Source organism: Alteromonas confluentis (assembly GCF_001757105.1).
In the GTDB taxonomy this organism is placed as follows: domain Bacteria; phylum Pseudomonadota; class Gammaproteobacteria; order Enterobacterales; family Alteromonadaceae; genus Alteromonas; species Alteromonas confluentis.
The window spans coordinates 52,867-65,396 of record NZ_MDHN01000037.1 but is presented as its reverse complement, the minus strand read 5'-3'; the positions used below and the strand labels follow the sequence as shown (position 1 = coordinate 65,396).

Sequence of the window (12,530 nt, the reverse complement as noted above, 5' to 3'; positions counted from 1 at the left end):
GCCGGTGTAAATTGTCTTTACGTGGCGGAGTGTTCAGTAGTTAGAGAGAGCAATAGGCATAAAAAAAACCGCGCTGATTGCTCAGCGCGGCTTTTTCAATCGGTTTAACTGGTTAGCTATTAAGCTTCAGCAACGATTACAACTTTAACAGAAGTAGTTACTTCTGAGTGCAGTTGCAGGTCGATGTCGTATTCGCCAGTTTCACGCAGAGTACCGGTAGGCAGTTTAACTTCTGCTTTAGATACCGCAACGCCAGCAGCAGTGATTGCATCAGCGATGTCGCGAGTACCAACAGAACCAAACAGTTTGCCTTCATCACCAGCAGGAGCAGCGATAGTTACCTCGCCCAGCTCAGCAACTTTGTCAGCGCGTGCTTGTGCAGCAGACAGCTCTTCAGCAACTTTTGCTTCGTACTCAGCACGACGTGCTTCGAACTTTTCAACGTTTGCTTTAGTTGCAGGTACTGCTTTACCCTGTGGGAACAGGAAGTTACGAGCAAAACCAGCTTTAACGTTTACAGTATCGCCCAGACCACCCAGGTTAGCGATTTTGTCTAATAAGATGATTTCCATCTAAGTTACCCCTTCGCTTACTTGTTGTGTGAATCTGTGTACGGCAGCAGAGCTAAGAAACGCGCGCGCTTAATAGCAGTAGACAGCTGACGCTGATACTTTGCACTGGTACCAGTGATACGGCTAGGAACGATTTTACCGCTCTCAGTGATGTAGTTTTTCAGTGTAGCAATATCTTTATAATCGATTTGCTCAACACCTTCTGCAGAAAAACGGCAGAACTTACGACGTCTGAAAAAACGAGCCATGATAGATCTCCTTACGCGTTGTCTTCAGTGGTTTCAGTTTTCCGTTCCGCGCGCTCACCGCGTGGAGCAGAATCGTCACGACGCTCACGACGTTCTTCCTTCATCATAGGAGAAGGTTCAGTCACAGCGTTTTTCGTGCGCATAACCAGGTTACGCAGGATCACATCGTTAAAGCGGAAAGCATTTTCCAGCTCATCAACAGCTTCAGCAGTTGCTTCTGCGTTGATCAGAACATAGTGTGCTTTGTGAAGCTTTTCGATTGGGTAAGCCAGTTGACGACGGCCCCAGTCTTCCAGACGATGGATTTGACCACCTTCTTGCTTCAGGATAGTGGTATAACGCTCGATCATACCAGGTACTTGTTCACTCTGATCAGGGTGAACCATAAATACGATTTCGTAATGACGCATTACACGCTCCTTACGGTTGTAGCCTCGACAGTACAGCCAAACTGTATAGAGACAAGGAACTAGATAGGTTTGATGGCTGTAAGGGCGCGCATTATATAGATCAATTGTTCACCAGACAAGCAATTTGCGCGTCAATGTGGCTTTGCCGTTACCCGAATGGTTTTCCTCTCATCAGTCCCCACTCACATACAGGCAGTACTACACGCCAGTGATGAAAAGGTGGCAACCCCTAAACATAAATGATACTTTAATTTCATAATTATTTAATTTGGAAAATTAATTTCATTCATGTCAATTTTCCAACAGCAAGCTCGACAATACCGTTGAACTGCACACTGGAAGTGTAAGGGTGTGCCATCACTGGAGCAAAGAAATGCGTAAAATTGGTTTGGTCGGATTTGGTGTGGGTGGCAGTAACTATCACGCCCCCCTGATTACGACAACGGAGGACTTACAACTCGCGGGAATCGTCACACGTTCAGCCGAACGAAAGCAGCTGATAAATGCACGTTATCCCGATACCCCAGTATTTAACTCGCTTACAGAGATGCTTGACGCGGGCGTAGATACCGTAGTGATATCGACACCGCCTGACAGCAGACTGTCACTTATCGAACAAGCATTAAAAGCAGGTATACCAGTTGTTTCAGACAAGCCTTTCGCCATGGACTATTCGAGTGCAGTCAGGATTAAATCATTGTCAGAGAAGTACAGTACGCCGGTTTCAGTTTTCATGAATCGCCGCTGGGACTCTGATGTACTGACTGTCCGCCATCTGCTGTCGACAGGAAAGCTGGGAAAATTGCGTCGTCTTTATAATGGTATCGAAGCTTTCGCTCCAGAAAATGAAGGTAACGCTTCTGGTGGCGGTTTACTCAGAGATCTTGGCAGTCACCTGATAGATCAGCAAGTCATGCTATTGGGGCCGGTTGCTTCAGTATATGCACAGGTGGATGCTGTACTTCATGACCCTGAATTGAACGATGCCTTTAACCTCACGCTTGTCCATGAGTCTGGTCAGCACAGTCAGGTAAATGGGTTTATGATGCAGCATAACCCTGGCCCCCGGTTCCGGGCTGACGGTGAGTCAGCATCATTTCAGATAGATGGACTGGATATCCAGACTGAACAGGCTTTTGCCGGCCATCATCCACATTCCCACGAGATAGAATGGGGCGTTGAGCCACAAGAGAAATGGGGCACGCTCTTCAGCAACGGAAAATCGGAAAAGTTCCCCTCAGAACAAGGCAACTGGCCGGCATTTTATCTGGCACTGAAAAATGCCTTAAAAGGTGATGGCTGCATGCCTGTTGATGTTGATGATGCAGTGCACGTAACGGCCATTCTTGATGCCGCACTAATCAGTGCAAGAGAAAACCGCGTTGTGGCGATTGAAGAAATAACAGGCGATAAATGAAAGTATGGATACATTCGCGGGTAAGGATATATAACCCTCACCCGCTTTGTATATTTTTAAAGCGCGATATCAGCAACGTTCGACTTTTCAACCACCGGTACACCCGCTTCCGGTGCAGGTGCTTTCCCGGTTGCAGCAACCGGCTTTTTCAGATGCAGGGTTTCGCTGGTTGCAATCAGCTCGTCCATTGTCGCGCTCACGTTACCGTTAAGCTTGGTACCGTATGAAGGAATAATCGCTTTTAGTTGCGGCAACCATTCACCTTTCACTTTTTCCGGAAACGCCCGTTCCATCAGATTAAGCATAATTGGCGCGGCAGTAGAGGCACCTGGCGATGCGCCCAGCAATGCGGTTAACGTTTGGTCGTCAGACACCACCACTTCAGTACCAAACTGCAGCTTACCGCCTTCCTCTGGATCTTTTTTGATGATCTGTACGCGCTGGCCCGCAGTGATCAATTTCCAGTCTTCCGCTTTTGCTTCCGGATAGTACTTACGCAGCTCTGCCATTCTGTCTTCATCGTCCAGCATGACCTGGCTAATCAGATATTGCACCAGGCTGAAGTTATCCAGACCCACCTCAATCATAGGAATGATATTAGAGGTTGTCGTTGAATCTAACAGATCCCAAAGAGAACCGTTCTTGAGGAATTTCGTCGAAAACGTGGCGAAAGGCCCAAACAGTACGATTTCTTTACCGTCGATACGGCGAGCGTCGATATGCGGAACAGACATCGGCGGCGCGCCCACTTCTGCCTGACCGTAGGCTTTCACCTTGTGATTCGCCACTACCTCGGGATTGTCGGTATATAAGAACTGTCCACCCACCGGGAAGCCACCGTAGTTTTTGGCTTCAGGAATGCCCGATGCTTGTAGCAGCGGCAGTGATGCACCACCGGCACCAATAAACACGAATCCCGCATCAACGGTGTACTCTTTATCGTTTGCCAGATCGGCAATCAGTACATGCCATGAACCGTCTTCGTTCTGGCTCATTCCACGCACTTCTGAACGCAGACGTAAATCGAAGTTATCGTGCTTTTTCAACCCGTTCACCAGCTGACGGGTAATTTCACCGTAGTTTACGTCGGTGCCGATCCCTGAACGGGTGGCAGCAATAGTCTCGCCCGGATCACGACCTTCAATTAGCAGCGGTGCCCATTTTGCAATTTGCGCATGATCTTCACTGTAGTCCATGCTCTGGAACAGGCTGTTCTTTTGCAGTTCCGCATAACGTGCGCGCAAGAAGTTTACGTTGGTATCGCCCCACACGAAGCTCATGTGGTCGACGCTGCGAATAAACGACTGCGGGTCATTCATTACGCCATTTTCAACCTGATACGCCCAGAACTGACGGCTTATCTGAAACGCCTCGTTGACTTTGATGGCTTTTTCCACATTCACGGAACCATCTTCTCTTTGTGGCGTGTAGTTCAGCTCCATCAGCGCAGAATGGCCGGTACCGGCATTGTTCCAGCCGTTCGAACTTTCTTCTGCTGGGCCATCGAGGCGTTCAGCCATCATCATCGACCAATCGGGTTGAAGCTCTTGTAAATAAGTACCGAGCGTAGCACTCATGATGCCGCCACCGATGAGCAGCACATCCACTTTGGTGTCGGCCTTGATGTCTCTGCCAGAATCATCTTTTACCGATGAATAGATGAATGAAGCGGCAACCACTGCCACTAACGAGCAACCGATAATTGCTCTTTTTGAAAATCGCATAGGGACTCCTGATATACGAAGGGGGGAGAATGCTTGAAACACGCAGGCTGGGGCACTCAGATTTGTGCCTGCTTGAATAGCATAATTTGGTAATCAGGAACGGTTTTATCGCCGACTGGCATAAATGAAAAGTTAATATACGGGCCGAAAAAACTCACTTTCCTTTTATTAACAAGCCATTTATCTGCCCATCACTTTATTCACTTTTTCGATCAGGGGGGGTAAACGCTTTGAAGGGAAACTGGCAACGACGCATACAAAAAAGCCGCGAGAATAATTCGCGGCTTAATGAATGCTTAAAAGCGCTAGGCTTAGCGGAAATCAGTTAGCGTGTTGTCGCCGATTTCACGAACCCAGATATTGCGGAAGGTAACAGGGTTACTGTGGTCTTGCAGCTGAATAGGCGCACAACCGTGAGCTTCATAAGAAGGCCCACCAATCCATTCGGTTTTACCCAGGATTTCGGTGTGGTTCTGAACCAGCACGCCGTTAATCAGCACAGTGAGATAACCCGGCTCTACCAACTTGTCGCCATCAAACTCCGGTGCATTAAAGATAATGTCGTAAGTCTGCCACTCACCCGGCGGATTTACCGGGTTAACCAACGGAATAGATTGCTTGTAAATACTGCCAGCCTGTCCATTGGGGTAGGTTTTATTGTTGTAAGAGTCTAATACCTGCACTTCGTAACGCTGCTGCAAGAAAATACCGGAGTTGTTACGCTGCTGACTTTCCAGCCCTTCAACGTCAGTCGGTGTTTTCCATTCGGCATGCAGTTGCACGCTACAGAAAGACTGCTTAGAAACAATATCACCCGCACCGGGTTTTACGGTTAAGGTGCCGTCTTCTACTGTCCACTTCGCTGCACCGCCTTTTAGCGATTCAAAGGCAGACAAGTCAGTACCGTCAAACAGTACCACCGCATCTGAAGGCGCTTTACCTGGCGCAGTTTCAACCATAGCCGGAACCGGCTCCCACACTTCAGACTTTGCCGCCTGTTGTTCAGGAGTCAGTTCTTTCGCTGACACACCAAAAGCAGCGATGGATGCGGCCAGCCCCATTACTATGGCATTTTTTCTGTTCGTCATTTTTTGTGTCCTTATTATTTTTAAAAGAGAAGAAACGCGGGCTACCTTAGGTAGCCCAAGCTCTGTCACCTTTCTTATAAGGGATATCTTCGTATTTGGTTGGAATAGCAACGTAACGTAGCACTTTCGTTGCGCCAACCTGAGACGTGAAGAATGAGAACAGCACTAATTGCTTGATCAGCGAGAAGTAGTGAGGAGCAACCAGCTCTTCATCCCATGGCGCACCGGCATTCGGATTGCTCATGGCCACATCACCATAAATGCCTTTTTTAGCATTGTAGGCTTTGGCTTCTTCATCGAGGGCAGACAACAACTCCATTTTCTGTTCCGCAGACAGCAGCAGGAAATCTTTGCCGTATTCTTTTTCTGCGCGTTTCTTCAGCGTTACCAGACCGTCTTTAAAGGTTTTCTGCATGGTGGGGTGATAGCAGTCTGCTACCAGTACCGCCATACAGCTACCTACGTCAGCGTCTTTTGCTCCCGGCGTGTCGGTACGGGGAATGATGACTTCGCCTAATTCGTTGAAGAAGGCAACGTCTTCTTTGCTGAAACCGGTGTCAGACAGCGGCACCACTGGCAGGTTTTCGTAAGCCAGCGCTTTGCCACCGACAAATGCAACACCTGTGGCAGCAGTGATGAATTTTAATAAATCACGACGGTTCATGGCTACAGGTTTCCTTTTTTCAGTTCGTCTACTGCAAAGTCTGCGGCACGGGCAGTCATTGCCATGTAGGTCAGAGACGGGTTAACACACGATGCTGAAGTCATTGCCGCACCATCGGTCACAAACACGTTTGGTGCATCCCAAACCTGGTTGTGCTTGTTAAGTACTGAACTCTTCGGATCGCGACCCATACGCGCAGTACCCATTTCGTGAATACCCATACCTGGCGCGTAGTCCACGTCGTAGCCTTGAACGTTCTTAAGGCCCGCCGCTTCAAACATCTCAACCGCATCCTTTTGCATGTCTTTACGCATTTTGTATTCGTTCTCACGAATTTTAACGTCCATGGTCAGTACCGGCAGACCCCATTTATCTTTCTTGTTCTTATCAAGGAAGATACGGTTGTCGTGATGTGGCAGCATTTCACCGAACGCTGTCATACCAATAGTCCAGTCACCAGGCTCAGAAATCGCGTCTTTCAGGTTGGAACCCAGACCCAGTTCAGCGATGTCTTTACGCCAGCCTGCACGGCTCGCAGAACCCTGATAACCGAAACCACGCACGTAATCACGCTTGTCGCCATCCCAGTTACGGAAACGCGGCACATAGAAGCCTGCTGGACGACGGCCGAAGTAATAGCTGTCTTCGTATCCTTCAACACTGGCGCTTGCACCTACGCGGAAGTGATGGTCCATGACGTTGTGACCCAGCTCGCCAGAGCTGCTGCCCAAACCACCTTCCCATACGTCGGTCGCTGAGTTCATCAGCAGCCATGCAGAGTTAAAGGCAGAGGCGTTAACGAATACGATTTTACTGTTGAACTCGTAGGTCTCGTTAGTTTCCGCATCAATGATTTCAACACCCGTTGCACGCTTCTTATCTTTATCGTATTTGATTTCTTTTACGATAGAGAAAGGACGCACGGTCAGGTTCCCGGTTGCCATTGCTGCTGGCAGCGTAGAAGACTGAGTAGAGAAATAGCCACCAAACGGACAGCCTAACCAGCACTTATTACGGAACTGACAACCCACACGGATATCGTTGATACCCTGGGTAATGTTGGCAGAACGAGAGTGAATGAAGTGACGTGAGCCACCAAACGCTTTCTTCACGCGGGCAGCTACGTCTTTTTCAACCGCATTTAACGGAATCGGTGGCATGAAGTGGCCGTCAGGCAGCACACTCAGGCCTTCACGAGTACCACTGATACCGGCATATTTTTCAACATAGTCATACCACGGCGACAAGTCTTCGTAACGAATTGGCCAGTCAACAGCAATACCTTCCTTGCCGTTAGCCATGAAATCTTCCGGGTTCAAACGATAGCTCTGACGACCCCATAACAGTGAACGTCCACCCATTTGATAGGCGCGATACCAGTCAAAACGCTCTTTCTCGATGTAAGGCGATTCTTGCTCGTTGGCCCACATACCGAGCGTCATTTCGTTCAGCGGATAATCGCGTGAAAGTGCAGGATAGATTTCTTTCATGTCCTGCGTGGCCAGGCCACGGTGAGGATAATCCCAGCTTTCTTTGTGTGCGTTGATGTAGTCTTTTACATGTTCGATATTTTGACCACGCTCAAGCATTAAAACTTTCAGACCTTTCTCGGTCAGTTCTTTGGCAGCCCAGCCGCCACTGATCCCTGATCCGACAACGATCGCATCATAAGTATTACTTGCCATGTATTGTCCCCTTAAACACGTCCGGCAAAAGCATTTATTGTTCAGACATCACAAATACGGATCGCCTGGTTCAGCGAATTCAGTTTGCCTGCCTTGTTATCTGGAGTTGGAACAAATTCCTGGGCCAGATACCCGTCGAACGGTAAATCACGGATCGCTTTTGCAATAGCCGGATAATACAGTTCCTGAGAGTCATCAATCTCGTGACGCCCCGGCACGCCAGCAGTGTGGTAGTGCCCGAAATACTGATGGTTGTCACGAATGGTGCGAATGATGTCACCCTCGCTGATTTGCATATGGTAAATGTCGTAAAGCAGTTTGAAATTAGGCGATTCCAGGCGACGGCACAACTCGATACCCCAGGCTGAATTGTCGGCCATGTAATCAGGATGATTGACTTTACTGTTGAACAGTTCCATTTGCAGAACTACCCCATGCTTCTCAGCATGAGGCAGAATTTGAGATAAACCTTTTACGGCATTTTTGAGTCCGGTTTCGTTATCCATGCCCCGTTTGTTTCCACTGAAACAAATCAGGTTGGTATAACCGGCTTTGGCGACTTTTTCGATATGCGGAATATAACGCTCGATAAGTGCCTCATGAAAACGGTCGTCACACCAACCGTCTTCAAGATTGAGCTCTGCGCCATTACACATGGAGCAATCAACACCATGCTTTTTAAGAATGTGCCATTCGTCTGGACCAACCAAATCGATGGCAGCAAATCCCATATCTTTAATCGCTACACAAAGCTCATCTAAAGAAAAGTCCGGGAAAGTCCAGCGCGCCACGGCGTGCTTGATATTCCCTTTCAACGTTCCATGTTCAGCATTCCCGTGTGCGCGGGCCTGCATGGATAAAGCACTGGCCGCTGTCAGCCCAACCCCCGACAGCGCCAGCCCTTTAAGCACCGATCTGCGCCCATTACGCATCGGTGGTAACCTTTTTCTCTTCTTTGAAGAGGATGAAGAACAGTACCAGCACTACCGCTGCAAAGCCTGCAGGGAATAGCCAGATATTTGCCCAATCCGCGCCCGCTTCGGTGGTGTACGCGTCTGTAATTTGGCCGGCAACCCAGAAACCAATCAGCATACCGACACCATAGGTAGCCAGCGTAATTAGACCCTGCGCCGCACTCTTGATGTTTTCACCCGCTTTTGCGTCGGTGTAAATCTGACCAGACACAAAGAAGAAGTCGTAACAGATACCGTGCAGTGCAATACCAATCAGCAGCAGGAACATGCCGCCATCAGCATCGCCGTAAGCGAACATCACGTAGCGCAATACCCAAGCCAGCATGCCTAGCAGTAACGTAGCTTTGATGCCGAAGCGATTTAAGAATACGGGTAATGCAAGGATGAATAAGGCTTCAGACACCTGACCCAAGGCCATTTTACCGGTAGGGTTTTCTACGCCAATGCCAGCCAAGAACGGGTTCGCATTCTGGTAGTAAAACGCCAGTGGAATACAAATTAGTACCGATGACAGGAAGAACACCAGGAAACTGCGACTCTTCAGTAGCGTAAGCGCATCCAGACCCAGCATCTCGCCAATGCTTGCTGAAGCCGCGCCTTTTGCTTTAGGTGGTGTTGCAGGTAACGTGAAGCTGAAGATACCTAGAATTAATGAGCCAATGGCAGACAGTGCAAAGGTGTTACGCAGTGCGCCTTCTGAGATAGCCGATTGTGAATCCCAAGAGAATACATAACTGATTACCAGGCCGGCAAGGATCCAGCCAATAGTGCCCCAAACACGTACTTTACCAAACTCTTTCGACGGGTCGGTCATCTGGCCAAACGACACAGAGTTAACCAGCGCCAGAGTTGGCATGTAGGCAATCATATAGCCTAGTACGTAAGGATAGAATGAAGCAAAGTCTGTGGAGGTGTACATCATGTACATCAGTGCGGCACCAATAAGGTGAAGCACGCCCAGAATACGCTCTGCATTAAAGAAGCGGTCGGCAATCAAACCCACAATAAATGGTGCGATGATTGCGCCCCATGACTGAGTCGAAAACGCCATACCGATTTCACTACCGGTGGCACCTAGCGACGTCCCCATGAAAGTACCTAAGGTTACAAACCAGCCACCCCAGATAAAAAACTGGAGAAACATCATAATACTCAGGCGGGTCATTATCATTGTTATATCCTCTTACTACTCTTCGGGGCGCTGCCGCCCCAGCCTTGGTGTTATTATTTATCCAGACCCAGGATCCGGCGGTTTCTTTCTGTACTGCTACCGGCACCAGCAAAGTCATCAAAGGCCACTTTGGTTGGCTCAATGATGTGTGATGCAATGAATGGTGCACCTTCAGCAGCACCTTGTGCAGAATCTTTCAGGCAGCATTCCCATTCCAGTACAGCCCAACCTTCGAAGCCGTATTGAGTGAGCTTAGTAAAGATCCCTTTAAAATCTACCTGACCATCGCCCAGTGAACGGAAACGTCCCGGACGGTCAACCCAGCCCTGGTAGCCGCCGTACACACCGCTGCGACCATTTGGATTAAACTCAGCATCTTTAACATGGAACATTTTGATACGGTCGTGATAACGATCGATAAAGTCCAGATAATCCAGTTGTTGCAGCACAAAGTGGCTAGGATCGAACAGGATATTGGCACGAGGATGATTATCAACTTCTTCAAGGAAACGCTCGAAGGTCGCGCCGTCGTGCAGGTCTTCACCAGGATGGATTTCGTAGCAAAGATCCACACCAGCTTCTTCAAAGGCATCCAGAATCGGCTTCCAGCGTGACGCAAGCTCTTTAAAGCCTTCGTCGACCAGACCAGCAGGACGCTGCGGCCATGGATAAACCAGATGCCACATGAGTGCACCTGAGAAAGTAACGTGTGCAGTCAGGCCCAAACGCTTACTGGCTTTTGCCGCCAACATCAGCTGATTGATTGCCCACTCAGTACGCTCTTTTGGCTTGCCGTGCAGGTGCTCTGGCGCAAAGTTGTCGAACAGTTCATCGTAAGCCGGGTGAACAGCAACCAGCTGTCCCTGTAAGTGCGTAGACAGTTCGGTGATTTCCACTCCTGCCGCCGCGCATTTCGCTTTGATGTCATCACAGTATTCCTGACTCTCTGCCGCGATTTCTAAATCGAACAGTTTTGGATCGGTAGGTACCTGAATACCTTTGTAACCTAAAGACGCGGCCCACTTTGCCATGCCTTCCAAGGTGTCGAACGGTGCTGTATCACCGGAAAACTGTGCCAGGAAAATTGCTGGCCCTTTTATTGCTGCCATGGTTGTCTCCTAAATTCGTATTCTGTTTCAATTATTCTGTGTCAGGGATAGCGTGCCATTTCACATCGCTAGCACCAGATGCCACCATGGCTTCAATGAACGCCATACCGCGTAAACCGGATTTCAGGCCTGGTACGCCATCGGCTTTACCGCTTTTGCCTTCGCGCAATGCAATGGCGAAATAGCGATACAGGTTGGCAAACGCTTCCAAATAACCTTCAGGGTGACCAGATGGCGTGCGGCAGCGATCAGACGCTTCAGGATACAGGCCAGGCTGACCGGAACCTGCGCGATACACCGAGTACACATCGCCCAGCGGACGGTAGATAACTGAGTTCGGTTCCATTTGGTGCCATTCCAGGCCACCTTTGTCACCGTAAACTTTGATTTTCAGTGCGTTCTCTTCGCCAGCGCAGATTTGGCTGGCGATGAGCACACCTTTAGCACCTTCAGCTGTGCGGAAAAACGCGGCGCCGTCATCGTCGAGACGACGATTCGGTACAATAATATTCATGTCTGCACACAGTTCCGTTACTGTGTGACCACTGATAAATTCAGCCAGACCAAAAGCGTGAGTACCAATGTCACCCATACAACCCGCACCACCAGACAGTGCCGGGTCGGTACGCCAAGAAGCCTGCTTGTTTGATGGATCGTCTTCGCCGCTCAACCAGCCTTGCGGATACTCCACCAAAATTTTGCGGATGTTGCCTAGCTTGCCATCTTCAATCATGGCTTTTGCCTGCCACACCATAGGATAACCAAGATAGGTGTGCGCAAGACCGTAAAGCTTGTCAGAGTCGTTTACGACGTTTGCCAACTCTTTCGTTTCTTCCAGATTCAGGCCAGCAGGTTTTTCACAGAATACGTGATAGCCCGCTTTCAATGCGGCAATGGTTACCGGAACGTGAAGGTGATTTGGCGTCACCACGATAACCACTTCCATGCGTTCATCCGCAGGAAGTGCATTTTCTTTATCGAGCATTTCCTGCCAGGAGGCATAAACGCGGTTTGAATCCAGCCCCAGACTATCTCCGGTGCGCTGGTTGTTGCCTTCGTCGCGGCTGAATGCGCCACAAATCAGGTCATACTGGCCGTCCAGACCCATTGCGTGACGGTGTACCGCTCCGATAAATGCGCCTTCGCCGCCACCGACCATTCCCGCGCGAACACGTTCTAACTTCGCCATGGTTTCTCCCAAATCTGCAGTTCTAATGTTACAAAGTTGTAATTACTGTAAAAATGTAACGGATTACATTAGAGGCTGTCAACGGCTTTTAGTCTAAGGTAGTAGACATTACGGACAATTATTTTGATTTACCAGAATAATTGTTGTTTTTTTGTTTCATTTTTGGATTTTACACTGGATTTCTTGTTACATTTGAGTAATTCTTCACAGTCTTAATGTAACCCGTTACATATTATTAAGTTTTTGTGATAACCAAGTGCCTTGTCTCTGTTTGTGTTG

At 48.9% G+C, this 12,530-nt stretch carries 12 protein-coding genes; 1 reads left to right on the top strand and 11 read right to left on the bottom strand.

The window, feature by feature from the left end; all coding sequences use genetic code 11:
• Positions 1 to 119: 119 nt before the first annotated feature.
• The 3 genes from rplI to rpsF are packed head-to-tail and all read right to left on the bottom strand — an operon-like array spanning position 120 to position 1,230.
• Positions 120 to 572: a 50S ribosomal protein L9 gene (gene rplI, locus BFC18_RS15435; protein WP_070126455.1), complete on the bottom strand. Its 453-nt coding sequence runs from the start codon at positions 570 to 572 to the stop codon at positions 120 to 122.
• A gap of 17 nt (positions 573 to 589) precedes the next feature.
• The gene (rpsR, locus tag BFC18_RS15430) at positions 590 to 820 is read right to left on the bottom strand and encodes a 30S ribosomal protein S18 (RefSeq protein ID WP_070126454.1); all 231 of its coding nucleotides are present in this window, start codon (positions 818 to 820) and stop codon (positions 590 to 592) included.
• An 11-nt stretch (positions 821 to 831) separates the two neighbouring features.
• Positions 832 to 1,230, bottom strand: coding sequence for a 30S ribosomal protein S6 (gene rpsF, locus BFC18_RS15425; RefSeq protein ID WP_070126453.1), 399 nt, complete (start codon positions 1,228 to 1,230; stop codon positions 832 to 834).
• A 373-nt stretch (positions 1,231 to 1,603) separates the two neighbouring features.
• On the opposite strand from rpsF, the gene BFC18_RS15420 reads away from it, so the two are divergent.
• Positions 1,604 to 2,647 carry a Gfo/Idh/MocA family oxidoreductase gene (locus BFC18_RS15420; protein ID WP_070126452.1) on the top strand — a complete coding sequence of 348 codons (1,044 nt, stop codon included), beginning with the start codon at positions 1,604 to 1,606 and terminating at the stop codon, positions 2,645 to 2,647.
• Between the two features lie 56 nt (positions 2,648 to 2,703).
• On the opposite strand, the gene mqo is transcribed toward BFC18_RS15420, so the two are convergent.
• The 8 genes from mqo to BFC18_RS15380 all read right to left on the bottom strand — a co-directional run bounded on the left by mqo (position 2,704) and on the right by BFC18_RS15380 (position 12,251).
• Positions 2,704 to 4,371 (bottom strand): malate dehydrogenase (quinone), encoded by a 1,668-nt coding sequence (mqo, locus tag BFC18_RS15415; protein ID WP_083273127.1) that lies wholly within the window; start codon positions 4,369 to 4,371, stop codon positions 2,704 to 2,706.
• A gap of 311 nt (positions 4,372 to 4,682) precedes the next feature.
• Entirely contained in the window at positions 4,683 to 5,459 is a 777-nt protein-coding gene (locus tag BFC18_RS15410; protein WP_070126451.1) for a 3-keto-disaccharide hydrolase, read from the bottom strand.
• Positions 5,460 to 5,505: 46 nt separating this feature from the next.
• Positions 5,506 to 6,123 (bottom strand): gluconate 2-dehydrogenase subunit 3 family protein, encoded by a 618-nt coding sequence (locus BFC18_RS15405; RefSeq protein ID WP_070126450.1) that lies wholly within the window; start codon positions 6,121 to 6,123, stop codon positions 5,506 to 5,508.
• 2 nt (positions 6,124 to 6,125) lie between these two features.
• Positions 6,126 to 7,808 (bottom strand): GMC oxidoreductase, encoded by a 1,683-nt coding sequence (locus BFC18_RS15400; RefSeq protein ID WP_070126449.1) that lies wholly within the window; start codon positions 7,806 to 7,808, stop codon positions 6,126 to 6,128.
• Positions 7,809 to 7,849: 41 nt separating this feature from the next.
• On the bottom strand, positions 7,850 to 8,740 hold the full coding sequence (locus tag BFC18_RS15395; RefSeq protein WP_070126448.1) for a hydroxypyruvate isomerase family protein: 891 nt from the start codon (positions 8,738 to 8,740) through the stop codon (positions 7,850 to 7,852).
• Positions 8,733 to 9,953 (bottom strand): nucleoside permease, encoded by a 1,221-nt coding sequence (locus tag BFC18_RS15390; RefSeq protein WP_070126447.1) that lies wholly within the window; start codon positions 9,951 to 9,953, stop codon positions 8,733 to 8,735. Before BFC18_RS15390 ends, BFC18_RS15395 begins: the two co-directional genes overlap by 8 nt.
• Positions 9,954 to 10,006: 53 nt before the next feature.
• The gene (locus tag BFC18_RS15385) at positions 10,007 to 11,062 is read right to left on the bottom strand and encodes a sugar phosphate isomerase/epimerase family protein (protein WP_070126446.1); all 1,056 of its coding nucleotides are present in this window, start codon (positions 11,060 to 11,062) and stop codon (positions 10,007 to 10,009) included.
• Positions 11,063 to 11,093: 31 nt separating this feature from the next.
• Entirely contained in the window at positions 11,094 to 12,251 is a 1,158-nt protein-coding gene (locus tag BFC18_RS15380; protein WP_070126445.1) for a Gfo/Idh/MocA family protein, read from the bottom strand.
• Positions 12,252 to 12,530: the final 279 nt, after the last annotated feature.

Bases quoted from the DNA above. Each gene is read 5' to 3' on its own strand.
- rplI (WP_070126455.1), bottom strand. From the start codon at position 572: ATGGAAATCATCTTATTAGACAAAATCGCTAACCTGGGTGGTCTGGGC.
- rpsR (WP_070126454.1), bottom strand. From the start codon at position 820: ATGGCTCGTTTTTTCAGACGTCGTAAGTTCTGCCGTTTTTCTGCAGAA.
- rpsF (WP_070126453.1), bottom strand. From the start codon at position 1,230: ATGCGTCATTACGAAATCGTATTTATGGTTCACCCTGATCAGAGTGAA.
- BFC18_RS15420 (WP_070126452.1), top strand. From the start codon at position 1,604: ATGCGTAAAATTGGTTTGGTCGGATTTGGTGTGGGTGGCAGTAACTAT.
- mqo (WP_083273127.1), bottom strand. From the start codon at position 4,371: ATGCGATTTTCAAAAAGAGCAATTATCGGTTGCTCGTTAGTGGCAGTG.
- BFC18_RS15410 (WP_070126451.1), bottom strand. From the start codon at position 5,459: ATGACGAACAGAAAAAATGCCATAGTAATGGGGCTGGCCGCATCCATC.
- BFC18_RS15405 (WP_070126450.1), bottom strand. From the start codon at position 6,123: ATGAACCGTCGTGATTTATTAAAATTCATCACTGCTGCCACAGGTGTT.
- BFC18_RS15400 (WP_070126449.1), bottom strand. From the start codon at position 7,808: ATGGCAAGTAATACTTATGATGCGATCGTTGTCGGATCAGGGATCAGT.
- BFC18_RS15395 (WP_070126448.1), bottom strand. From the start codon at position 8,740: ATGCGTAATGGGCGCAGATCGGTGCTTAAAGGGCTGGCGCTGTCGGGG.
- BFC18_RS15390 (WP_070126447.1), bottom strand. From the start codon at position 9,953: ATGATAATGACCCGCCTGAGTATTATGATGTTTCTCCAGTTTTTTATC.
- BFC18_RS15385 (WP_070126446.1), bottom strand. From the start codon at position 11,062: ATGGCAGCAATAAAAGGGCCAGCAATTTTCCTGGCACAGTTTTCCGGT.
- BFC18_RS15380 (WP_070126445.1), bottom strand. From the start codon at position 12,251: ATGGCGAAGTTAGAACGTGTTCGCGCGGGAATGGTCGGTGGCGGCGAA.